Raw genomic sequence first — 23,013 nt, 5'->3', positions numbered from 1 at the left:
CCAGATTAGCATCATTCGGTCTGCTTGCGGGCATCTGAAACATTCCGTCACGCGCTTGTCTTGACGCGAACCGCCGTCAACGCCCTCGCAACGGCGCCCATCGTCACTCGGATTGCCATTCCGCGACCGACGGCGCACGCGTTGCCGCGCTACCGGACAGCCCCGCCTGCAGCATGGCCAGCATGTCCGCCGGCGACATGCGCGCGGCCATGTCGGTGCCTTCGAGCAGGCTGTCGGCCAGGTCGCGCTTGTGGCGGTGCAGGTCGACGATGCCTTCCTCGATCGTGTGGCGCGCGACGAGCCGGTAGATCGTCACGGGCCGCTGCTGGCCCATGCGGTGCGCGCGGTCGCTGGCCTGGTCTTCCACCGCCGGGTTCCACCACGGGTCCATGTGGATCACGTAGTCGGCCGCCGTCAGGTTGATGCCGACGCCGCCCGCCTTCAGCGAGATGAGGAACAGGTCGCCGTCGCCGGCCTGGAACGCGTCCACGCGGCGCTTCCTCTCCTGCATGGGCGTCGAGCCGTCGAGGTACTGGTAGCGGATGCCGCGTTCGTCGAGGTGTTTGCGGATCAGGGTGAGGTGGTCGACGAACTGGCTGAACACGAGCGCCTTGTGGCGGTTTTCCAGCAGCTCGTCGGCGAGGCGCGCGAACGTCTCCAGCTTGCTGCTGCGGATGCCGCTGTCGGGTGCGACGAGCGCCGGATTGCAGCACGCGCGGCGCAGCTTCATCATTTCCGCGAGAATCTGGATCTGCTTCTGCGACTGCGGCGCCTCCAGTGCGGCGATGCGTTCCAAAGCCTCGCGCCGCAGCGATTCGTACAGCGCCATCTCTTCTTCCGACAGCTGCACGGGCAACACGATCTCCGTGCGCGGCGGCAGTTCGGACAGCACCTGCGCTTTTGTCCTGCGCAGGATGAACGGCTGCGTGAGGCGGCGCAGGCGCGTGCGCGCCGCCAGTTCCGCGCGCTTGTCCGACGCCTTTTCGATGGGCCCCGCGAACCGCATTTGGAACTGGTCGCTTGTCCCGAGCAGCCCCGGATTGATGAAGCGGAACAGGTTCCACAACTCGCCCAGGTGGTTTTCCAGCGGCGTGCCGGTGGCCACCATTTTGAAATCGCCTTGCAGCGCCATCACGGCCGCGGAGCGGCGCGTATACGCATTCTTGATGGCCTGCGCCTCGTCCAGCACGATCGTGTGCCAGCGAATGTCGTCGAACAGCGCGGACTCCAGCTGCAGCAGGCCGTAGCTGGCGACGATCACGTCGAACGGGCCCGCTTCCTTCAGCATCGCGGCGCGGTCGCCGGGCCCGAACAGGCGCACGTTCAAGGTCGGTGCGAACCGCTCCGCTTCCGCCAGCCAGTTCGTCGCGACGGACGTCGGCGCCACGACGAGCGTGGGCCCGCCAGGTGCGCGCGACAGGATCAGCGCGAGCGCCTGCAACGTCTTGCCGAGGCCCATATCGTCCGCGAGGCAGGCGCCGACGCCCCAATGCGCAAGGCGGGACAGCCATTCGAAGCCCTCGACCTGGTAGTCGCGCAGCTCGGCCTGCAGCGTGCCCGGCAACTGCGGCCGGTATGCCGCATTCGCCTGCATCTGTTTTAAATGCGCACGCCAGGCCTTGTCGGCCTCGACGCCGCCCGCGTCCTGTGCCATCTCTTCCAGCGCGAAGCTGGCCAGCGGGTGGAAGCGCAGGGCCTCTTGATCGGCATCGCTGTAGGCCGACAAATCCAGCAGGCGGCGGTGCAGTTCGTGCGTGAGCGCCAAAAACTGGTTGTCGCCGAGTGCGATGAAACGGTCCTCGCGCACGCGCGCGAGCAGCTCGCGCAAGTCCATCACCTTGTTCTCGTCGACCTGGACTTCACCGTTGGCCGCGAACCAGTCCTTGTCGCGCCGGATCTGCAGGCGCACGGATTTCGACGTGATCTTCTTCGACACGCGGAACGATTCGCCCTCCGGCCACGCGACGAGAACGTTCGATGCATCCAGCTCCTGCAGTTGCACGACCAGTTCCAGGCAGTGGATCGGCGCCGCGAGCAGCCATTCGCCTTGTTCCATCTCCGCCTGCTCCAGCGCGGGCAGGTCGGCCAGCAGCTGGCGCTCGGCTTCGCGCTCGCCATTGAGATCGCGGCGCGCCTCGGTGCGCACGCCCGCGACGTCCGCGATGACGCTTTCCGCGCCGTCGCCGGGACGGAAGTACGGACCGGTGCCGGGCAGCGGCCGCACCATCACCTGGATGCGCAAGCCCTGCTGGTACGGCAGCAGGTTGACGTGCAGGCGCGGGTCGGCCGTCACTTGCTCGATGTCGGCCGCGCTGCCGCCGATGTCGGACTGCACCGTGACGATGGACGAGATGGCGCTGATCGCCTGCAGCACGCGCTTCTCGGCTTCGAGCGGGACTTCGAGGCCGTCGCCGACGATGGCGCCGATGCGCCGGTGCTCGTCTTTTACGCGCACGATGCGTAATCTCGTCGGCGTCTCCTTCGTGACGACCACGTCGCCCTGCTGCTCGCGCAGGGGCGGCACCAGCGAGATCAGGACCTTGCCGCCGCCGGCGCGCACGACCAGCTGCGGCTCGCCCGGCAGCAATTCGATGCGCGTGCCCGGCGAATCCATCCAGAACAGCAACGGATGGCCGGCCAGCGCGGCCACGGCCTTGTCCAGGTCGAATTCGTAGCGCGTGCCGGTGCCGCTGTAGTAGCGGAAGGCGCCGATGCTGGCGGCCACCTGCACGTCCTGCGCGGTGAGGAAATCCAGCTCCGCCGCTTCTTCCGCGAGGCGCTTGAGGCCCAGCGGGCGGCCGCGCGTCCAGCCGCCCTGCGCGTCGCGTTTCTGTTCGCGCGGTTCGATGGCGCGCACGCCCAGGTGCGCGTCCCAGGCGATCAGCCAGGCGAGGCGCGATTCCTTCACGACTTCCACGTTGACGGGCGGCTGCAGGTTGATGAGGGCGTTCAGCTGGCGTTCCCACGGCTGCTCGCGCTCGAACCACAGGGCGAGGTCGACGAAACGGTGCTGCTGGCGCAGCGCGATCGCCTGCTGGTCGATGCCGACCATGCCCAGATGGCCCAGCACGGACGCGATCTGCGCCGCGATGAAGTCGAAGCCGGCGGCCCGCGCGACGTCGAACTGCTGTTCCAGCATGGCGCGCTTGTCGGCTAACTGCGGCATGCCGAGCCACCAGTGCAGCAGGGCGCGGAACATCACGGGCTGCAAGCTGGTTTCCCAGTTGCGCGACGGCAGCACCTCGGCATCGACCGTGCCGCCGCGGATCTGGCGCAGCATCGACAGATGCTGGTAGACGGCCGTATCGTGGCTTTGCACGGCGCGCGTGGCGCTGTCCAGGTAGCTTTCTGCCGCCTTCGCATGTTTCGGATCGCTGCTCCTGAGCAGGGCCGTCACGTACAGGTGGCCGCCGATGCCCTCGAACACGGCCTTGCGCTTGCCCGTCTCGCGCCGGAGCAGCTTCAGCGCCTTGTCGAAGCCGGCCAGCGCGGGTTCGAGGTCGCCGCGCAGCAGCTGCAGCACGCTGCGGTAATACAGCGCCGCGGATTCGTCGAGGTCGACGAGCAGGTCGCTGGCCGCATCGAGGCGCCCGCACAGGATCAAATGTTCGGCCAGCGCCGTGCGTAGCGCCATCGAGGCGCCGCCCTGCGCCACGTGGTCTTCCGCGTACGCGCGGATCGCGGGCGCGCTGGCCGGCTCGCGCTGCACGTGGCCCACGAGGACGGCGAGCACGTCGTCGCGCACGAGGCCATTGATGCGCTCCATCAGGTCCGGCTCGAACGGACGCGCGCAGATGTCGACGAGCGGATGCAGGTACGCCGCTTCGTGGCAGCGCAGGCAGGCGGCGAGCAGCGGGGCGATGGCCTTCGGGCCTTCGCCGGCCAGCAGCGCGAAGCGCAGCAGCGCGACGCCCTGGCGGTAGCTGCGCAGCATGGGCGTGCCCTGCCAGTCGACGCGCAGCGGCGTCACCTGCTGATACACCTCGCGCAGTTCGCCCAACCGGCGCGCGCGCAGCGCCCACCGGATCGCGGGCCAGGATACGTCGGCGGCGATCGTGTAGCCGCGCGACGGCAGCTCGCCGATCAGGCCATCGGCGCGCAGGCGTTCGAGCGGTTCGGCCAGCTCTTCCTCGTTCGCGCTCGCTTCCAAGGGCGCCAGGTGGTCGTGGATGCGGCGCCGTCCCATCGGCTCGCCGGCCAGCGCCAGCAGCGCGAGGATCAGCTTGCGCGGCTCGTCGCAGGCCTCGACGACCGCGTGCAACACCTCGTCGCTCATGCAGGGAGATTCTCGATCTCGATGGCGGGCAGGCTGGTCGGGGCGGGAATGCCGAACACGCGCAAATAAAAATACAGCTCGGCTTCCAGCGTGCGCACGATGCTGTCGGCCTTGCGGAAGCCGTGGCCTTCGCCGTCCAGCGTGACGTAGGCCACGGGCACGCCGCGCGCGCGCAGCGCCGACACCATCACTTCCGATTGCGGCGGCGGCACGACCTTGTCGTCCAGGCCCTGGAAGAAGATCATCGGCCGGTGCAGTTTATCGGTGTGGTTGATGGGCGAGCGCTCGGCGTAGACGCGGTCGGCGATGGGCTTCGGCGCGATCAGGTATTCGTTGTAGTGCGATTCGAACTTGTGCGAGTCGGCGTCCAGGCCCTTGAGGTCGGACACGCCGTAATAGCTGGCGCCGGCCTTGAACACGTCGTGGAAGGCAAGGGCGCACAAGGTCGTCAGGCCGCCGGCGCTGCCGCCGCGGATCACGAGGCGCTCGCGGTCGACGAGGTCCTGGTCGGCGAGATACCGGGCGCCGGCCACGCAATCCTCGACGTCGATCACGCCCCACTGGCCCTTGAGCAGGTCGCGGTAGGCGCGGCCGAAGCCCGTGCTGCCGCCGTAGTTCACGTCCAGCACGGCGATGCCGCGGCTCGTCCAGAACTGCGTGGCCAGTTTCAACGTGCTGGCCGCCATGCCCGTCGGGCCGCCGTGGCCGATCACGATCAGCGGCGGCAACTCGCCCGGCTGCGGCGCGTAGTCCTTGTTGGTGGGCGGGTAGTAGAACGCGTACGTCGTGCGAGCCGCAGTGTTCTCGCCTTTGCTCGGGTAGCGGATGCTCTGCGGGACGGATAGATAACCGACGTCCGGCAGCTGCTCGATCGAGCGCGCGGGCACGTCGCGCCGGCCGGTATCCAAGTCGATGCACGCGATTTCCGCCGCCAGCGTGGGCGCGCCGCCCAGCAGCGCCACCGTGTCGCCGACGACGCGCAGCTCGCGGATTTCCTGGTAGGGCGTGTCGATGTCGGCCAGCTTGCCGCAGTCCGTCGTGATGCGCGCGAGGCGGCTGACGCCATCCTCGATGTACGTGCAGACGATCTCCGTGGCGGAACGGAAGCCGTACATGCTGTTCCCGAAGGTCCAGTGCGGACCGCCGAATTCGGCCGCGCGCGGGCATACGGGGTGCACGACGCCGTGTGCGTAGCGGTACAGATTCCACCAGCCGCTGCGGTCGGAGACGAAGTACAAGGTGCCGTCCGGCGACCATTCCGGCTGGACGATGGATTCCTCCGTGCCACCCGCGATCAGGCGGCCGTCCAGCAGCGTGCCGTCGTCGCCGATCTCGGCCAGCCACAACGCCGTGCCCTGCCACGGCATGCGCGGGTGGTCCCAGCTCATCCAGGCGATGTGTTTGCCGTCCGGCGAGATGCGCGGCGACGAATAGAAATCGTTGCCGTCGACGAGGATCGTTTCAAGGCCGTCCGCGCCCAGCGCGCACAGCGTGTTGACCGGGTACGTGCCGCCCTGCGAATGGTCTTCGCGTACGCCGATCAGGCGCCGATGCGCGCGGTCGAGCACGAAGTCGGCCCAGCGCTTGGCGCCGCCTTCGCTGACGGGGACCGGCTCGCCGCCGCCGTTCCGGTCGATGCGGTAGACGCGGTTGTCGGCGAAGTTCGAGAACCAGATGTGGCTGTCCGCGACGAGCGTGGCGCCGCCGCCGTACTCGTGCACGCGGGTGCGCACGTTGAACGGGGCCGGCGTCAGCTCCTCCACGACCTTCCCGCGCTTGCGCATCAGTGTGTTGCGGCCGCCTTCGCTGGCGCGGCCCGCCAGCCAGTAGACATCGTCGCCATCGACCAGCACCTGCGACAGCGGCGTGGCGCCGGCCGCGACGACGGCGGCGGTGATCGGGGAAGTCCAGGCGCCGCAGGGCGCGGCCTGTTTGCTGATGGAGTCGGTCATGATCTGTCCTGAAGATGGGGGACGGCAGCGGGAAGACAAGCATTATAAGTGCCCGCCGCGCCGGGGTATGTCCAGGAAGTGCGGTACGCGGGCGCGAGGGATGCGATAATAGACGTTTGCCCTCGAATTCGCGAACGGATTGTCAGCCATGCCACAATTTGCCCCGCTCCAGAACGACACCTTCCTGCGTGCGCTGCTGCGCCAGCCGACGGATTACACGCCGGTGTGGCTGATGCGCCAGGCGGGGCGCTACCTGCCTGAGTACCGCGCCACGCGCGCCAAGGCCGGTTCGTTCATGGGGCTGGCCAAGAATCCGGATTTCGCCACCGAAGTCACGCTGCAGCCGATCGACCGCTATCCGCTGGATGCGTCCATCCTGTTCTCGGACATCCTGACCGTGCCGGACGCGATGGGCCTGGGCTTGTATTTCGAAGACGGCGAGGGCCCGAAATTCGAGCGCACCGTGCGCACGGAAGCCGAGGTGGCCGCCCTGCGCGTGCCCGACATGGCATCGCTTCAGTACGTGTTCGACGCCGTGACGTCGATCCGCACGGCGCTGAACGGCCGCGTGCCGCTGATCGGCTTTTCCGGCAGCCCCTGGACCCTGGCCTGCTATATGGTGGAGGGCGGCGGCTCGCGCGAATTCCACACGATCAAAAAGATGCTGTATTCGCGTCCGGACCTGATGCACCGCATCCTGGACATCAACGCACAAGCCGTCGCGCAATACCTGAACGCCCAGATCGACGCGGGCGCGCAGGCCGTCATGATCTTCGATTCCTGGGGCGGCGCGCTGGCCGACGGCGCCTACCAGGCGTTCTCGCTGGCGTACATGCGCAAGGTGGTCGCCCAGTTGAAGCGCGAGAAGGATGGCGTGCGCATCCCGGCCATCGTGTTCACGAAGGGCGGCGGCCTGTGGCTGGACGAGCTGGCGGATATCGGCGCGGATGCGCTGGGCCTGGACTGGACCGTCAACCTGGGCCGCGCACGCGCGCAGGTGGGCGACCGCGTCGCCCTGCAGGGCAACCTCGATCCGGCCATCCTGTTCGCCGGCCCGGAGCAGATCCGCGCCGAGGTGGAAAAGGCGCTCGCCAGCTACGGCACCCCGTCCGCCGGCCACGGCCACGTGTTCAACCTGGGCCACGGCATCTCGCAATTCACGCCGCCGGAGTCGGTGACGGCGATGGTCGATGCGGTGCACGACTTCAGCCGCCGCCAGCGCGCCGCCTGACGCATGCGCCGCCCGGCGCACAGGCAATCACACTTATTCACAAAAAATCGGACGTAGCCGGCGGAAACTGTGGAAATGTACAGTGCCCGCCCATATATGGTAAGTGGTTGATTTTATAGGGTTTAATGCCGGGGTGACGGTGCCCTGCGGATGAACTCCCGAGGGAGTGACCAGTTATCCACCGAAGCTGTCAGCCCATTGTTCACAAAGTTATGCACAGGTTCTGTGAATAATCCGGAAAAGTGCTTCGTTTACCGTGGTTTACAGGTTTTCTTCAAGTATTGCATCAAGATTTTGCTGCACTGCGCTTAAGTTCTTCACCGGAAAGGCACAGTTATGCACAGAAGCGCTGAGGCGATAGGATATTTCGCGTGCTCAAAGTTGAAAAACGTAAACGCTTGAATTTATAGGTAAATTTTCTCGCTGTGCATAGAGAATTTCCTAACGTTTTGATCTAGCGTAAACCTTCTCCACGGTCAACTTTTCCATTTTCCACAAAGTTTTCCACAGTTTTCCACAGCTTCTCGACAAGGTACCGGATTGTCCCACCACTGCATCCTGCAAATCGCGCTCGACACGCCGCTCGACAGCCTGTTCGACTACCGCTGGGCATGCGAACCCGGTAGCGAGCCGGCGGTCGGGCAGCTGGCGCTCGTGAACTTCGGGCGGCGCGAGGCGATCGGGTTGATCGTCGCCGTCAAGCACGAGACGGACGTCCCGGCCGACAAGCTGAAGGATGCGCTGGCCGTGCGCAGCCAACTGTCGCCGTTGCCGGAGCGGTGGATCGCGCTGGCGCGCTTCGCCGCCGCCTACTACCACCGGCCGCTGGGCGAGGTGGCGATGCCGGGGCTGCCGAAGAATGTGCGGCTGTCGACGACGGTGGCGCTGGACCGCGCGCTGAAAAAACTGGCCAAGCTGGAAGACGTCCACGATCCCCTGCCAGCCGATATGCCGATCTTGAACGCGGCCCAGCAGCAGGCGGCGGACGCCATCGGCGGCGCGAGAGGATTCAGCCCGATGCTGCTGTACGGCGTCACGGGCAGCGGCAAGACCGAGGTCTATCTGCAAGCCTGCGCGCAGGTGCTGCAGCGCGACGCCGATGCGCAGATCCTGATCCTCGTCCCCGAGATCAACCTGACGCCGCAGCTGGAAGCGAACATCCGCGCGCGTTTTCCCGGCGTGATGCTGGCGACGCTGCACAGCAGCCTGTCGGAAGGCGAGCGCATGCTGCACTGGCTGGCTGCGCACACGGGCCGCGCGCGCATCGTGCTGGGCACGCGGCTGGCGATTCTCGCGTCGCTGCCGAACCTGAAAATGATCGTCATCGACGAGGAGCACGACCCGTCGTACAAGCAGCAGGAAGGCCTGCGCTATTCGGCGCGCGACCTGGCCGTGTGGCGCGCGCGCCAGCTCGGCATTCCCATCGTGCTCGGGTCCGCGACGCCGTCGCTGGAAAGCTGGCACCACGCGCAGACGGGCCGCTACCGCTGCTTCGCCCTGCGCGAGCGCGCCGTGCGCGACGCCGTGCTGCCGCGCGTAAAACTGATCGACATGGAGCGCGACAAGCCGAAAGAGGGGCTGACGTCGACCCTGATGCAGGCGCTGCGGCTGCGCATCGAGCGGGGCGAGCAATCGCTGCTGTTCCTGAACCGGCGCGGCTACGCGCCCGTGCTGTGCTGCGAAGCGTGCGGCTGGATCAGCAACTGCACGCGCTGTACGGCATTCATGGTCCTGCACCGGCCCGAGCGGCGGCTGCGCTGCCATCACTGCTCGCTCGAACTGCGCATCCCGCACGCGTGCCCGACGTGCGGCAACGTCGACTTGCAGCCGCTGGGCCGCGGCACCCAGCGCGTCGAGGAAGGCCTGCAATCGTTGTTCCCGCAGGCGCGCATCCTGCGCATCGACGCCGATTCCACGCGCCGCAAGGGCAGTGCGCAGGAAGCGTTCGACACCGTGCACCGCGGCGACGTCGACATCCTGATCGGCACGCAGATGGTCGCGAAAGGCCACGACTTCAAAAAGCTGACGCTCGTCGGCGTGCTGAATCCGGACACGGCGCTGTTCTCGCAGGATTACCGCGCCAGCGAGAGATTGTTCGCGCAGCTGATGCAGGTGGCCGGGCGCGCCGGCCGCGCCGGATTGGAATCGGAGGTGCTGATCCAGTCGCGCTATTGCCAGCATCCGCTGTACGGCGCCGTGATGCGGCACGACTACGACCGCTTCGCCGGCAGCCTGCTGGAAGAGCGCCACCAGGCCGCGCTGCCGCCGTACATGTACCAGGCGCTGCTGCGCGCCGAGGCGCCCGAACTGGCGACGGCCATCGAATTCCTCGAGGCCGCGCGTGATGCGGTGCCGTCGGACACGGTCGTCATCAACGAACCGATCCCGATGACGATGACCCGCGTGCACAACGTCGACCGCGCCCAGCTGCTCGTCGAATCGAATTCGCGGCCGGCCCTGCAGGCGTTTCTCAATGAGTGGGTCGACGCATTGAGGGCGATGAAGTCGCGGGTGCGGTGGTCGCTCGAGGTCGATCCGCTCGATATCTGACGCCGGCGCCGTGTCGGAAAATCTTACACTCGGCTGTGCAACGCGCATCGCCTCATCGTGAGAATTTACTTAAGTGCTTCATTTATTGGGACTTTTTTCTTTAATTTCTTGGCTGGAATGATTGTTGCTTGATATAAATCATTATATCCAAGGAGCCAATATGAAATCCCTCAAACTGGTGTGCGCAAGTGTCCTCGCAGCGTTGTCGATGAATGTCCACGCGGACGTGTTGTACACAAATGGAAGCGCCACGGGCGATTCTGGCCGCTGCGCGGAAGACAGCGGTGCCTGCAGCGGGTCGTGGGTCGTCTATGACAGCTTCGACCTGGCTGCGAATTCGCGCATCGATTCGATCACCTGGACGGCGATCCTGTACGGCGGCCTGGGCGATTACCGCGGCGCCCGCGCATGGATCTATGACAACGATCCGGCATTCAACGGCGGCCAGCTGCTTTCCACGATCGCCACCCAGTCGAACGCGCCGGTGCAAAACAACCATGTGGGCGGCGCCTACGATATCTCGCTGACCGGCCTCGACATCAACCTGGCCGCGGGCACGTATTGGCTCGGCATGGAAAATTCGACCAAGACGAACTACGCCACCGTGGCCTGCTCGGACTGCGTGAACGGCTACATGACGCAGCAGGGTTTCTCCAACGGCGCATTGTTTTATGCGACCACCAGCAGCCGCGACCTGGCATTCCAGATCAATGGCGAAGTCATCCAGGCCGCCAAGGCTGAAGTGCCCGAGCCTGCCACGCTGGCACTCGTGGCCGTGGCGCTGGCCGGCATGGGTGTGAGCCGCCGCCGCAAGTCCGCCTCGAAGTAAGCCCGGGACTGCATGTCCTGCTCAACCGTTGCACGCCATGTCGAAAACGCGAAAACAGCGTATCGTCATGGCTGAACGAAGGAGGATTACATGCAGAAACTGAGGGTCGATGTCGCCGTGATCGGTGCCGGTACGGCCGGCCTGGTCGCCTATCGCGCCGCCAGGGCGCAGGGTGCGCGGACCGTGATGATCGAGCGCGGCGTGTACGGCACCACGTGCGCGCGCGTGGGCTGCATGCCCAGCAAGCTGTTGATCGCCGCCGCCGAGGCCGCCCACATGCTCCACCTCGCGCCCGAGTTCGGCGTCCATCCGGGCACGACGCGTATCGACGGTGTCGCCGTGATGGCGCGCGTGCGGCGCGAACGCGATCGCTTCGTCGGCTTCGTGCTCGAAGGCGTCGATGCCATGCCGGTTGAGGACAAGGTGCGCGGCCACGCCCGCTTCATCGATCCGCACACGTTGATGGTCGACGACCACACCGAAATCGATGCGCGCCGCGTCGTCATCGCGACCGGTTCCAGCCCGACCCTGCTGCCGACCCTGCAGAACGTGGGGCCGGGCGTGATCACGAGCGACGACGTGTTTTATTGGAACGACCTGCCGCGATCCGTGGCCGTGATCGGCACGGGCGTCATCGGCCTGGAAATCGGCCAGGCGCTGTCCCGTCTGGGCGTGCGCACGCGCATGGTCGCGCGCGGCGGCAGCGTGGCGCAATTGACCGACCCGGTCGTGCTCAAGACGGCTTCTCGCGTGCTGAGCGAGGAAATGGACATCCACTTCCAGTCGCGCATCCTGCGCGCCGAGCAGGACGGCGACGACGTCGTGCTGACGACGGGCCGCCACGACGAAGCGATCACGGAGCGTTTTCAATACGTGCTGCAGGCCGCCGGCCGCACGCCGAACGTGCACGACCTCGGCCTGGAAAACGCGGACATCGCGCTGGACGGCAACGGCGTGCCCTTGTTCGATCCGCGCACCATGCAGTGCGGGAACAGCCACATCTTCATCGCCGGCGACGCCAATCACGAGCGCCCCGTACTGCCGGAAGCGGCCGACCACGGCAAGATCGCCGGCGACAACGCCGGCCGCTTCCCGGACATCCGCCCTGGCCTGCGCCGCGCGTCGCTGACGGCCGCGTTCACGGAGCCGAACATCGTCACCCTGGGCGCCAGCTACAAGGCGCTGTGCGCGCCGGGCAAATCGAAGTTCGCGGTGGGGCAAGTGTCGTTCGAGAACCAGGGCCGCAGCCGCGTCATGTTGCAGAACAAGGGCATGCTGCGCGTGTACGGCGAATACCGCACGGGACGCTTCCTGGGCGCCGAGATGATCGCCCCGCGCGGCGAGCACATCGGCCATTTGCTGAGCTGGGCCGTGCAGTCGCGCCTGACGGTCGACCAGATGCTGGAGATGCCGTTTTATCACCCCGTCGTCGAAGAGGGCGTGCGCACGGCGTTGCGCGACCTGGCGGCCAATCTCGCGAAGGGGGAAAGCGACATCGATCCGGACGAGGTCGAGCCCGGCACGTAAAGAGCCGGCCGGAGAGGCCGCCCGGCCGTCAATTCAACCGGCTTGCGTCCAGCTTCCCGTCCGCCGCCAGCTGCCGCACCATCTTGACGGTGTCGATGTCGGCCTCCTGGTACGCCGACTTCTTGAAATCCTCGTACATCTTGCCGATGTCGTCGGTGGCCGACACATTGCCGTCGTCGTAGCGGAAGCGCACGACGAGCGCGTTTTCCGTCGGCGTCTCGATGGTCATCGTCAGAAGCGACTGGGCGATGTCGCCCTGCGCCGGCACTTCGTAGCGCACTTCGTGCAGCGGGCTGAGGATCACCTTGTCGTCGATGACGAGATCGCCGTAACGCAGGCGGCGCGCAAAGCTGCCGCTCTCGCGCTCGCTGATCGTGCATTCGTCCAGGTGCGGCACGAACAATTTCGGATCCTCGGCGCGCAGCACGAGGCCGCGCCACAGCTGTTCGCGGGTGATGGTGTCCATCAGCGGGTTCAGCGGATCGCTAATCTCAATCAGGTGTTCAAATTTCATTTTGATATCTCGTGCAAGCGGCGCCGGGAAGCGCCTACAAGACGATGGTAACGCATACTGTGTCCGAACCGCGACACATCGATCATGGAATTGTAAGGGCTCGTTACACCTGACAACGAAAGAAGGCAAGTTGAGGCACACTCTCAGTAATTGTGTCACCTATATTGCTGAGTATTTACAATGCCGCTTCACCGAGTTCCTCCCATTCTTCAAAGCGTTGCCCTGGTGCGCAACTGGCTGGTCGAAAACGTTCCCTGTACCGATTCCATGCTCGGCTACGATCTGTTCCTCAAACTCGGCAACGACTTCGTCGCCGGCCAGCGCCTGAAGCTGTCCGCGCTGACACAGGGCCTGATGTACTCGGCCGAGGCGGTCCACGTTGAGCTGCGCCGTTTCGAGGAACACGGCCTGGTGACGCTGGGGAGCGATGCCGACAATGGCCTCGTGGTGGAAGGGACCGAGCGCTTCTTGGCCTTGCTGGACCGTTACGGCCGCGTCTTCGACACCGTGTTCACCGTACGCGGCGAATTGCGCGGCCAGCAATTGCTGGTCGCTTCCACCCAGCCCGAACTCGCCGATTTCGGACGTCTGCTGTACGATCGCGTGTACGACCTCGGCTGGCTGTACCTGCACAATTTCGGCAGCGCGTGTTTCCTCATCTCTTCTCTGCTACGGCACCTGGCCGAGCTGCACGGCCGCCGCGCCCGCATCGTGTCGGGCCAGGTCGAAGTGGACAACCAGGGCACGACCTTCATGCTGGGCGGGCAGGGCTTCGCGAAGCCGGGCCAGATCGACGGCCATGCCGTCTGCGTGATTGACGACGCGCTCGTGCTGGACTTTGGCCTGGGTAACATCCGTAAATCGTATCGGCGCGACTTTTATTGGGGCACCATCGCCGATTACGCGCGCGACGGCGCCGTGTTCGCCCGGCTGACCCTGCCGGACGGCGTCACCATGACGTGGAAAGACGACTGGCAGTCGCCCAATACCGAGGCCGAGCTGGCCCGCTACGCACCCCACATCGACGACCTGGCCCGGCAATACGTCGCCCGCTACGGCTGACCGCCCCCGCCCTTGCCGGCGCGTCAAGGCAGGCCCGCAACACGGCCGCGCGTATTTGCGCCGCCCGCTTCAGTGCACGGACGAGCTTCGCTACAATGGCGGGCTCTCCTATCCAATATTTCCCATGTCCAACGCCCCGAACTTCGGCCTGAACGGTCCGCAAAGCGAAGCCGTGCTCTATCTCGACGGTCCCTGCCTGGTTCTGGCCGGCGCCGGCTCGGGCAAGACACGCGTCATCACCCAGAAGATCGCCTACATGATCGAGCATCGCGGCTACGATCCGCGCACGATCGCGGCGCTCACGTTTACGAACAAGGCCGCGCTCGAGATGCAGGAGCGCATCGGCAAGCTGCTGAAACAGCCCAAGCAGGCCAAGCAGCTGACGGTATCGACGTTCCACTCGCTGGGCGTCAAGATCCTGCGCCAGGAAGCGGCGGGCGTCGGCCTCAAGGACCGCTTTTCCATCATGGACAGCGACGACTGCTACACGGTCGTCTCCGACCTGGCCGTCACCACGGACAAGCAGGAAATCCGCCGCATCCAGACCGCGATCTCGCTGTGGAAGAACGGCCTCGTCGACCCGGAGGACGCGATCCGCGATGCGCGCGACGAGGACGAGGCCCAGGCCGGCCGCATCTACCGCAGCTATGTCGCGACCTTGCAGGCGTATCAGGCCGTCGACTTCGACGATCTGATCCGCTTGCCGGTGGAATTGTTCCGCAATAACGAGCAGATCCGCGACCGCTGGCAACGCCGCCTGCGCTATCTGCTGATGGACGAATACCAGGACACCAACACCTGCCAATACGAGTTGGTAAAACTGCTGGTCACGGGCCTCGGCAAGAAGCCCATGTTCACGGCCGTGGGCGACGACGACCAGGCGATTTATGCCTGGCGCGGCGCGTCGGTGGAAAACCTGCGCACCTTGCAGACGGATTTTCCCGACCTGAAGGTGATCAAGCTGGAGCAGAACTACCGCTCCACGACGCGCATCCTGCAGGCGGCCAATGCCGTCATCGGCAACAACCCGAAACTGTTCGAGAAATCGCTGTGGTCCGAGCACGGCCTGGGCGAGCCCATCAAGGTGCTGGGCATGCCGAACGACGAGACGGAGGCCGACCAGGTCGCGATCATGATCTCGGCCGACCATTTTCAGCGCAAAAACAAATGGTCGGACTTCGCGATCCTGTACCGCGGCAACCACCAGGCCCGCGTGATCGAACAGGCGCTGCGCAAGGAGCGCATCCCGTACACGATCTCGGGCGGCCAGAGCTTTTTCGACAAGGCCGAGATCAAGGACATCATCGCCTACCTGCGCCTGATCGCGAACGAGGGCGACGACCCGGCGTTCATCCGTGCGATCACGACGCCCAAGCGCGGCGTCGGCATGGCGACGCTGGAGGTGCTGGGCGAGTTCTCGAAACAGTGGAACTGCTCGCTGTTCGAGGCCGCGCTGAAGGGCGGCATCGAGGCCAAGCTGCAGGACCGGCAACTGATCCCGCTGCGCGAATTCTGCCACTTCATCAACGCCATGGAAGCGCGCGCGACGCGGCCGGGCCCGTCCGGCAGCGGCGACAACGCCGCCGAGCTGCTCGACGACATGATGAAAGAGATCAATTACGAGCACTACCTGTACGAGAACTTCGACGACCGGGCCGCGCAAAGCAAGTGGCAAAACGTGCTCGAGTTCACTAACTGGCTGAAGGAGCGGGGCCGCGGCGGGCGCGACCGCGACGGCGAAGAGAAAAACCTGCTCGAACTGACGCAGATGGTGGCGCTGATGTCCATGCTGGAGGGCCAGGACGAGGAGCCGGACGCCGTGCGCATGTCGACCCTGCACGCTTCGAAGGGCCTGGAGTATCCGCACGTCTACCTCGTCGGTTGCGAGGAGGGCATCCTGCCGCACAAGGGCGATCCGGACGACTCAGTCGAAAAGATCGCCGCCCGCATCCAGGAAGAGCGCCGCCTGATGTACGTCGGCATCACGCGCGCCCAGCGCAGCCTGCACGTCACGTGGTGCAAGAAGCGCAAGCGCGCGGGCGAGCTCGTGCATTGCGATCCGTCGCGCTTCATCAAGGAAATGGCGCTCGACGTCGGCGACGCGCCGCCCAAGGAAAACGAAGTGCTCACCCCCAAGGAGCGCCTCGCCAGCCTGAAAGCCCTGCTCGCCACGCCCAAGACCGTCTGACAAGCGGGCCAGCAGGGTGCGCACGATTGAAATTCTTATTTGACTTCAACTGTTGCGCAAGAAATACTTTGATGAATCAATTTTCATGCAGCAAGCATCGTTTATTTAATGGCTACCGTATCTGACATCACGACTACTCCCTTGTCCGGGCTGAACTATATCGATGCCTTGCTCGATACTGGTCCGGATTGGAATTATTTGACGACTTCGGCCGGAACGCCGATCACCACGCTCACCTATACGTTTTCGGTCGCTTCCGGCAACGAGGATGCGGCCTCCGCGCAGACGAATTTCACGGGGTCGCTCCAGGCCTTTTCGGCCTCCCAGCAGGATGCGACGCGTACCGCCCTTGCCTATATCAGCAAGCTGACCGGCATCCAGTTTGCCGAGACGAGCGACGGCAATGCGGCGCAAATCCACCTGGCCGATGTCAACCTGATCGCCAGCAATGTGACGGGCCTGTGCAGTTGGCACAGCAGCTACGGCTACTCCGGCACTCAGCTGAGCAGTTACGACGCCGATGCGTTTGTTTATCTCGACAACGTCGAATGGAATTACCAGAACGCTAACCTGGCCCCGGGCGGCCAGGGTTATGAAACGCTGCTGCACGAGCTGGGCCATGCGCTCGGTCTGAAGCATCCGTTCGAAGGCAGCGTCACGCTGCCGGCGTCGCAGGACAACACGTCGAACACGCTGATGTCCTACAACGAGGCCGGCGGTCCCTATTCGACTTACCGGCAGGACGACATCGCCGCACTCATGTGGCTGTACGGCGACGACGGCCTGCGCGGCAAACTGGGCATTAATTCGACGGCGGGCGCTCGCTACCTCGTCGGCACCAACGGTGACGACGTGATCACGGGAACGAGCGCAGACGACAAACTTGAGGGAGATGGAGGTAACGATATGATCGATGGGGGAGCAGGCCTTGATACCGCCGTATTCCGCGGCGTACGTAGTAACTATACCTTCAGCGCGTTGGCCAACGGTAACCTGCAGGTGACAAGCAAGGACGGCAGCGACGGTGTCGACACGCTGCATTCGATCGAGCTGCTGCAATTCGCGGACCAGACCGTCAGCAGTGCGAATGTCGTCACTGCCGACACCACCCCGCCGGCCGCGCCCACGCTGGCCGTGACCAAGAACGCCAACGGCTATGCCGCCGGCAGCAATCCGGCCGTGACCGGCGTCGCCGAGGCGAATTCCACGGTCAAGGTCTATACGTCGGACAATACCCTGGTCGGCACGACCACGGCCGACGCGAGCGGCGTGTGGAGCCTGACGACGACGAAAGCGTTCGCCGACGGCACGGGTTACTCGGTCTTCGCCACGGCCACCGATGCCGCCGGCAACACGTCCGCCGCCAGCAGTGCGGTCACGTTCAACATCGACGCGCACGCGCCGGTGGTGCCGACCGTTTCGCTGACCTATAGCCAGGGCGACAATCAGGCTACGTTCAGCGGCACGGGCGAGGCCGGCACGACGATCGAGCTGGTGCGTTCCGGCGACTTCATCGACATCGCCACGACGACTGTCGGCGCCGATGGCAAGTGGAGCGTCACGACGTCGCCGCTGCCCAACGGCAACTATACGGTCAGCGCCGTCTCGGTCGATCTGGCGGACAATGCGACGAGCTCCTCGACCAGCCCGAGCTTCTCCGTGGCCAGCAGCGCCAACCTGACTGGCACCGCAGGCAAGGACACACTGACGGCCACCGCCGGCAACAACGCAATCGACGGCCAGGGCGGCGTCGACACGGTCGTCTACGCCGGCCCGCGCGCCAACTACACGGTCGCCAAGGAAGTCTGGGGCTATGGCGTGACGGACAAGGTCGGCAACGGCGGCCACGATGCCGTGATCAACGTCGAGCGCCTGCAATTCGACGATACCGCGGTGGCGCTGGACATCAACGGTGCCGCGGGCCAGGCCTTCCGCTTGTACCAGGCCGCGCTCGACCGTCCGGCGGAAAGCGCGGGCCTGGGTTTCTGGATCTATCAACTGGACCGCGGCCTGTCGCTGGACGACATGGTGCAGGACATCATCAACACGCAGCCGGAATTCATCCAGAAATATGGTTCGAATCCGACCGACGCCCAGTTTGTGAACCTGCTGTACGCCAACGTGCTGCACCGCAGCCCCGACGCCGCCGGCTACGATTTCTGGGTGAAGGCCTTGACGAACCACGATACGACGCACGTTGGCATCGTCAAGTTCTTCAGTGAAAGCCCGGAAAACCAGGCGCAAGTCATCGGCAGCATCCAGAACGGCATCACCTACACGCCCTGGCACGGCTGACCTTGCTTTTCGGCCGGCCCTTCGGGGAGCCGCTTCCCAGCGGCTCCTTGCTGTCGCGAGGCAGTATCATGCGCCTTTTACTTTTTGTCCAAGGATAGCGACGTGAGCGACGAAGACCGTTTCATCGACATCGAAATCAAACTGGCCGACCAGGAAAACCTCGTCGACACCCTCAACCGTACGGTCTACGAACAGGGGCGCCGCATCGACCAGTTGGAAACCCTGGTAGCCAAACTGGCCGAACACGTGCGTACGTTGCGCGATGCCGGACAGGGGCCGATCAACGAAAGGCCGCCGCATTATTGATGTCACAAGTGCAGCAACATTTCGGTCGTTTAGGAAATTTTTTACTACAACCAGTAACTTTGGTCACCGTGGAAATGCGAAACATTATTGCACAAATCCATGTTTGTTTTATTGATGCAACGATTGCATTTGAGTAAATTGATTAAATGAAAGATATTTAAATGAGAAATCAAACATTCTTGTAAGCATCAAAATTCGCGCTTTTCTTTGAGTTTTTCCACATTTCAACAATAAATTTGCTGATTTTTGATAAAGATCAGTGATTTTGGCTCATGTACAGCGCACTATCTTGATTCGCGCAAGATGTGATCCTCATTTCCCATGTCTAATCTGTAATCAAATTCCACTGTACTCACGGATGAGCTCAAGGTAAAATCACGTAAATACACACTTCTTTTTGTGCAGTGTGTCTAATGCCCGTAAAACGTTAAATCGTGGGTTTCCTTCTCCTGACGAGGGTTGAGAGATGTTCATGCGTAACCTTGAGATGAGCGAAGTCGCGCCAACGGCGCCGGCACCGGCGCTTGTCCGTTCCCGGACGATGCGGTGTCCGGACCGGTATGAACTGAACGTCGCAACTGCCTACTACGACCGTCCGGACATTCTGGATGCGTGGCATCGGATGCTGGCTGCCGCCACCAGTCCGGAAGCGCTGTACCAGTCGCCGCAATTCTTCAGCCACCTGATCGACATGCAGCAAGGACAGGACGCGAACTACGAATTGTTCATCGTCCGCCGCAGTATCGATTACGCGATCGTCGGCTTTATTCCGGTGCGCACCATCAAGTGCGGCCTCGAGTTCCGCGCCGGTCCGGTGCCGCTGTTCAAACGCACCATGCGCGCTTGCCAGATCCTCGGCAGCGTGCCGCTGCTGGATCAAGCGGAAGAGGGCCTCGCCGAATTCGTCATGCAGCAACTGCTTAAGCGCTTTGCGAAGTGCAGCGTGCTGTACATGCAGGCCGTCCCGGAAGAAGCGGCTGCCGCGCTGGACGGCATCGCGGGCGTATCGTCCTATGTCCTGAACGGCTGGCGCACGTGTCATACGCAGCCTCTGCCGGACAGCGTCGACGGCTATCTGCAGAAATTCAGTTCCAAGAAACGCTACAACCTGTCGCGCCAGGTCCGCCTGCTGACAGAAGCGGCCGGCACGCTGCAACTGCTGCGGATCGAGGAGCCCGGGCAGGTCGCCGCCATGTTCGACGCGATGGACGCCTTCGACGCCTCCCTGGACGCGCCACGCGCCGTCGAGCAGCCCCGGCTGGAGAGCCTGGCGCGTCAAGGCCTGCTGCTGTCCTACGTGATCCGTTGTGGCGATGAGGACGTCGCCGTCGTCTACGGTTCGCGTTCGGCATCCGTCTGGCACATCCACAAAATCGCCTGCCAGCAGAAATATCTGCACCTGTCGGTGGGTACGAGTGCGATCCACCTGGCGGTGCAGGACGTGCTGACCCATTTCTCGTTCAAGGACATCGACTTCGGCTACGGCATGCCGAACTCGGAATTCCGTTCGACCCATGTGCTCAAAACACGTGGCGTCGTGTTGCTGCACCGCGCGTACAGCGGCACCGCCCTGCTGTTGAAGGCCCACAGCAAGTACGACGCCATGAACGAAGCGCTGATCCGCCAAGTCAAGCGGCTCCGCAAATGGCACGCGCAGCGCGGGCAGGCAGCCAAAAGACCGCGTCCAAGGCCGAGAAGCCGCCGACCGTTTCCTGAGCGCGCCCACCGCGCATCCCGCAATGGCCGCCGCGTGCGGCCATTTTCTTTTGTGTGCCGGCAAGGGCAGGGCGATGGCGTTCAAGCCCGCATCGCCCTGTTTTCAGGCCCACGCCGCCATGAGCAAACAGATAAACCCAACCACGGCAATGCCCCCGTGTACGAGGACAAGCCATTTGGGGAGCGGAATGTCGTTTACATGGAATCGCAAGTTCAGCAACACACCACCTGCTGCCGCGACCAGAAACAGAATGAGTGCCAGCACGGCCAGGCTGGGCAAGTTTGTCGTACATGCTGCGTACACCAGCAGCGTAAGCCCGGCTGCCGCCAGAAAGCCGTGTAACATCGCCAGCCATGAAGGAGGATGAGGCTTGCCGGTGAAGCGGATAAACGCCATGAGCGCGCCGCCTAAAGCAGAGATGGCGAACAGCGCGGTTGAAGTCTTCAACATGAGGTTCGGTTCCATCGAAGCCTCCTCGATGTGGCAGAAAGCTTGTGCAAAGTACACTTCGGCACGCCAGTCCTCATCATATTCACATAGACTTTGGCTGTTCGGTGCGATGGCGCACTGTTCGTGTGGCGAATCGATAGCAGGAAAAGGAAGCGATGGGTAAGAACCGGCTGGAAGCCTTCAGCGATGGCGTCATCGCCGTCATCATCACCATCCTCGTGCTGGAACTCAAAGTCCCGCACGGCGCCACGTTCGACGTGCTGCTGCCGCTGTGGCCGGTCTTCATGAGCTACGTGCTCAGTTTCATTTATGTAGGCATCTATTGGAACAAGCTCCAGTATACGAATAACCCATAAAATTTAGTCCGTTCGTATCACCCCAATTATTGTTCTCATCCAAACTTGCGCTACTATCCCTTATCGAAATCACACCGCTGAGATGTCAATGACTCTAACTGATGTGCTGATGGTATCCGCAACTCTGCTGAGCCCCGTCATCGCCGTCCAGGTGACACGACTTTTGGATGAGCGAAAGGAAGAGCGAGGCCGCAAACTGGCGATTTTTAAAACGCTGATGGCTACTCGTGCCACGTCCCTTGCATTTGCTCACGTAGAAGCCTTAAATCGCATCGATCTTGAGTTTTCGCCGCGAAAACGTCGAGAGAAGGCAGTATTAGAGATTTGGCAACAGTATCTTGACCATCTCGGCAATACTACGCGCATGGAGCCCGGCCCTTGGGACGTCAGAAGAACGGACCTTTTGGTTGACCTTTTGTACGCGATGGGCGTTTGCTTCGGTTACGAGTTCAGTAAAACGCAAATCAAGAACGGTACATACTCTCCAACAAAGCACGGTAGAGTCGAGGAGGAGCAAGAGCGCGTTCGGCTGATGGTACTTGAAGTTCTAGAGGGCAAACGGGCGTTTCCGATGAAGGTAACTAATTTTCCAGCGGAAGCTGAAGTAGTACAGTGATCGCATGGGTACAAGCCGCCTCGAAGCCTTCAGCGACGGAGTCATTGCCATCATCATCACCATCATGGTGTTGGAACTGAAGCCGCCGCACGGCAGCGATTTCCGTTCCTTGCTGCCACTGTGGCCGGTCTTCATGAGCTATATCCTTAGCTTCGTGTACGTAGGAATTTATTGGAATAATCATCATCACTTGATCCACGCCGTAAAGGAAATTAGCGGTGGCGTCCTGTGGGCGAACCTGCATCTGCTGTTCTGGCTGTCCCTAATTCCGTTTGTAACGGCCTGGATGGGCGAGAACCATTTCGAGACCGGGCCCACCGCCGCCTATGGTTTCGTGCTGTTCATGTGTTCCATCGCCTACTTGTTGCTGGCGCGTGGACTGATCGTCAATCATCCAAAAAATTCCACCCTTGCCTCAGCACTACACAACGACCGTAAAGGGGCAATATCTATCGCGCTCTATCTAACTGGTGTAGCGCTGTCGTGGTTTGCAGCTTGGCTGGGCTTCCTGGTCTACGCGGCCGTGGCCGTCATATGGCTCATACCAGACCGCCGTATCGAAGAGAAAGTTATTGAAGAGATAGAGCAGGGGGAAGCGGCTGATTCTGGGCGAAATGACGGTAGCTCATAGGTTGATACCAATCATGTTTGCCGAAGGTGTCCTTAAGGCTGAGGATACCCAGATCGAACTAGTCTGCTCAAGAGTACAACTTCAAGGCTGAGTTCTATAGGTTAGGGGTGTAGGAAAACTTTCCGATACCCCAAGGTACAGCAACATTTCATAACGGCCTAGCGTGCGCGAACAGAGTGAATCACGGTTCTTAAAGCTCATGCTGGCGCTGTACTCATCAAATATTTCATTTTGGAAACATTTCCCATCTGTTCGGCAGTGCCATGCGTCTAACAAAGGTCGCGTCACCGGTAAACATGGGTCAAAACCTGTTTCTAGCACGGCGTACGAGGCTCAGAATCGATTTGTTTAGGCTGCATGGCTGCGGATGACTTCAAACGTGCTGCTTAACCAACTGTATTATCGATTCCCCCCAAAATTTTAAAAATCATCTCTTGACACAGAAATGATGTTGTGGGCTAATTTGACAACATCGTCACCTGATGCTATAATTCAATTGTCGGGAGTGCAATG

General features: G+C 63.0%; 14 protein-coding genes and 1 pseudogene. 12 read left to right on the top strand and 3 right to left on the bottom strand.

The features are described 5' to 3' along the window. Positions 1 to 103: 103 nt before the first annotated feature. Positions 104 to 4,276 (bottom strand): DEAD/DEAH box helicase, encoded by a 4,173-nt coding sequence (locus BVG12_RS19020; RefSeq protein WP_075793768.1) that lies wholly within the window; start codon positions 4,274 to 4,276, stop codon positions 104 to 106. After that, positions 4,273 to 6,228: a dipeptidyl-peptidase 5 gene (locus tag BVG12_RS19015; protein ID WP_075793767.1), complete on the bottom strand. Its 1,956-nt coding sequence runs from the start codon at positions 6,226 to 6,228 to the stop codon at positions 4,273 to 4,275. The genes BVG12_RS19020 and BVG12_RS19015 overlap by 4 nt, the downstream gene beginning before the upstream one ends. A gap of 148 nt (positions 6,229 to 6,376) precedes the next feature. Here BVG12_RS19015 and hemE point away from each other — a divergent pair, with 148 nt between their 5' ends. The 4 genes from hemE to BVG12_RS18995 all read left to right on the top strand — a co-directional run bounded on the left by hemE (position 6,377) and on the right by BVG12_RS18995 (position 12,365). Further along, entirely contained in the window at positions 6,377 to 7,459 is a 1,083-nt protein-coding gene (gene hemE, locus BVG12_RS19010; RefSeq protein ID WP_075793766.1) for a uroporphyrinogen decarboxylase, read from the top strand. Between the two features lie 540 nt (positions 7,460 to 7,999). Next, positions 8,000 to 10,009: a primosomal protein N' gene (locus BVG12_RS19005; protein ID WP_075793765.1), complete on the top strand. Its 2,010-nt coding sequence runs from the start codon at positions 8,000 to 8,002 to the stop codon at positions 10,007 to 10,009. 160 nt (positions 10,010 to 10,169) lie between these two features. Next, positions 10,170 to 10,838 carry a PEP-CTERM sorting domain-containing protein gene (locus BVG12_RS19000; protein ID WP_075793764.1) on the top strand — a complete coding sequence of 223 codons (669 nt, stop codon included), beginning with the start codon at positions 10,170 to 10,172 and terminating at the stop codon, positions 10,836 to 10,838. Positions 10,839 to 10,928: 90 nt separating this feature from the next. Beyond that, positions 10,929 to 12,365: a dihydrolipoyl dehydrogenase gene (locus BVG12_RS18995; RefSeq protein ID WP_075793763.1), complete on the top strand. Its 1,437-nt coding sequence runs from the start codon at positions 10,929 to 10,931 to the stop codon at positions 12,363 to 12,365. A 28-nt stretch (positions 12,366 to 12,393) separates the two neighbouring features. On the opposite strand, the gene BVG12_RS18990 is transcribed toward BVG12_RS18995, so the two are convergent. After that, the gene (locus BVG12_RS18990) at positions 12,394 to 12,879 is read right to left on the bottom strand and encodes an SRPBCC family protein (RefSeq protein ID WP_075793762.1); all 486 of its coding nucleotides are present in this window, start codon (positions 12,877 to 12,879) and stop codon (positions 12,394 to 12,396) included. Positions 12,880 to 13,146: 267 nt separating this feature from the next. On the opposite strand from BVG12_RS18990, the gene BVG12_RS18985 reads away from it, so the two are divergent. The 8 genes and pseudogenes from BVG12_RS18985 (at position 13,147) to BVG12_RS18945 (ending at position 22,500) form a co-directional block, all read left to right on the top strand. Beyond that, a complete protein-coding gene (locus tag BVG12_RS18985) occupies positions 13,147 to 13,941 on the top strand; it encodes a hypothetical protein (RefSeq protein WP_156895675.1) in 795 nt (264 codons plus the stop codon). A gap of 124 nt (positions 13,942 to 14,065) precedes the next feature. After that, a complete protein-coding gene (locus BVG12_RS18980; RefSeq protein ID WP_075793760.1) occupies positions 14,066 to 16,129 on the top strand; it encodes a UvrD-helicase domain-containing protein in 2,064 nt (687 codons plus the stop codon). Positions 16,130 to 16,237: 108 nt separating this feature from the next. Then, a complete protein-coding gene (locus tag BVG12_RS18975; protein ID WP_083685220.1) occupies positions 16,238 to 18,424 on the top strand; it encodes a DUF4214 domain-containing protein in 2,187 nt (728 codons plus the stop codon). Positions 18,425 to 18,526: 102 nt separating this feature from the next. Beyond that, entirely contained in the window at positions 18,527 to 18,730 is a 204-nt protein-coding gene (locus tag BVG12_RS18970) for a SlyX family protein (RefSeq protein WP_075793758.1), read from the top strand. A 466-nt stretch (positions 18,731 to 19,196) separates the two neighbouring features. Continuing rightward, complete coding sequence (locus BVG12_RS18965) at positions 19,197 to 20,789, top strand: GNAT family N-acetyltransferase (RefSeq protein ID WP_083685218.1); 1,593 nt, start codon at positions 19,197 to 19,199, stop codon at positions 20,787 to 20,789. A gap of 263 nt (positions 20,790 to 21,052) precedes the next feature. Then, positions 21,053 to 21,226: pseudogene (locus BVG12_RS18955) on the top strand (TMEM175 family protein); the annotation flags it as partial. Between the two features lie 115 nt (positions 21,227 to 21,341). Next, entirely contained in the window at positions 21,342 to 21,869 is a 528-nt protein-coding gene (locus BVG12_RS18950) for a DUF6680 family protein (RefSeq protein WP_075793754.1), read from the top strand. A gap of 4 nt (positions 21,870 to 21,873) precedes the next feature. Then, positions 21,874 to 22,500 carry a TMEM175 family protein gene (locus BVG12_RS18945; RefSeq protein WP_075793753.1) on the top strand — a complete coding sequence of 209 codons (627 nt, stop codon included), beginning with the start codon at positions 21,874 to 21,876 and terminating at the stop codon, positions 22,498 to 22,500. The last annotated feature ends 513 nt before the right edge of the window (positions 22,501 to 23,013 follow it).

Source organism: Massilia putida (genome assembly GCF_001941825.1).
Lineage (GTDB): Bacteria > Pseudomonadota > Gammaproteobacteria > Burkholderiales > Burkholderiaceae_D > Telluria > Telluria putida.
This window is presented reverse-complemented; position numbering and strand designations above follow the sequence as displayed.

Excerpts from the sequence above, each read along its gene's own strand:
- BVG12_RS19020 (WP_075793768.1), bottom strand. The coding sequence starts at position 4,276 with ATGAGCGACGAGGTGTTGCACGCGGTCGTCGAGGCCTGCGACGAGCCG.
- BVG12_RS18980 (WP_075793760.1), top strand. The coding sequence starts at position 14,066 with ATGTCCAACGCCCCGAACTTCGGCCTGAACGGTCCGCAAAGCGAAGCC.
- hemE (WP_075793766.1), top strand. The coding sequence starts at position 6,377 with ATGCCACAATTTGCCCCGCTCCAGAACGACACCTTCCTGCGTGCGCTG.
- BVG12_RS18990 (WP_075793762.1), bottom strand. The coding sequence starts at position 12,879 with ATGAAATTTGAACACCTGATTGAGATTAGCGATCCGCTGAACCCGCTG.
- BVG12_RS19015 (WP_075793767.1), bottom strand. The coding sequence starts at position 6,228 with ATGACCGACTCCATCAGCAAACAGGCCGCGCCCTGCGGCGCCTGGACT.
- BVG12_RS18995 (WP_075793763.1), top strand. The coding sequence starts at position 10,929 with ATGCAGAAACTGAGGGTCGATGTCGCCGTGATCGGTGCCGGTACGGCC.
- BVG12_RS18950 (WP_075793754.1), top strand. The coding sequence starts at position 21,342 with ATGACTCTAACTGATGTGCTGATGGTATCCGCAACTCTGCTGAGCCCC.
- BVG12_RS18965 (WP_083685218.1), top strand. The coding sequence starts at position 19,197 with ATGTTCATGCGTAACCTTGAGATGAGCGAAGTCGCGCCAACGGCGCCG.
- BVG12_RS18985 (WP_156895675.1), top strand. The coding sequence starts at position 13,147 with ATGCTCGGCTACGATCTGTTCCTCAAACTCGGCAACGACTTCGTCGCC.
- BVG12_RS18945 (WP_075793753.1), top strand. The coding sequence starts at position 21,874 with ATGGGTACAAGCCGCCTCGAAGCCTTCAGCGACGGAGTCATTGCCATC.
- BVG12_RS19000 (WP_075793764.1), top strand. The coding sequence starts at position 10,170 with ATGAAATCCCTCAAACTGGTGTGCGCAAGTGTCCTCGCAGCGTTGTCG.
- BVG12_RS18975 (WP_083685220.1), top strand. The coding sequence starts at position 16,238 with ATGGCTACCGTATCTGACATCACGACTACTCCCTTGTCCGGGCTGAAC.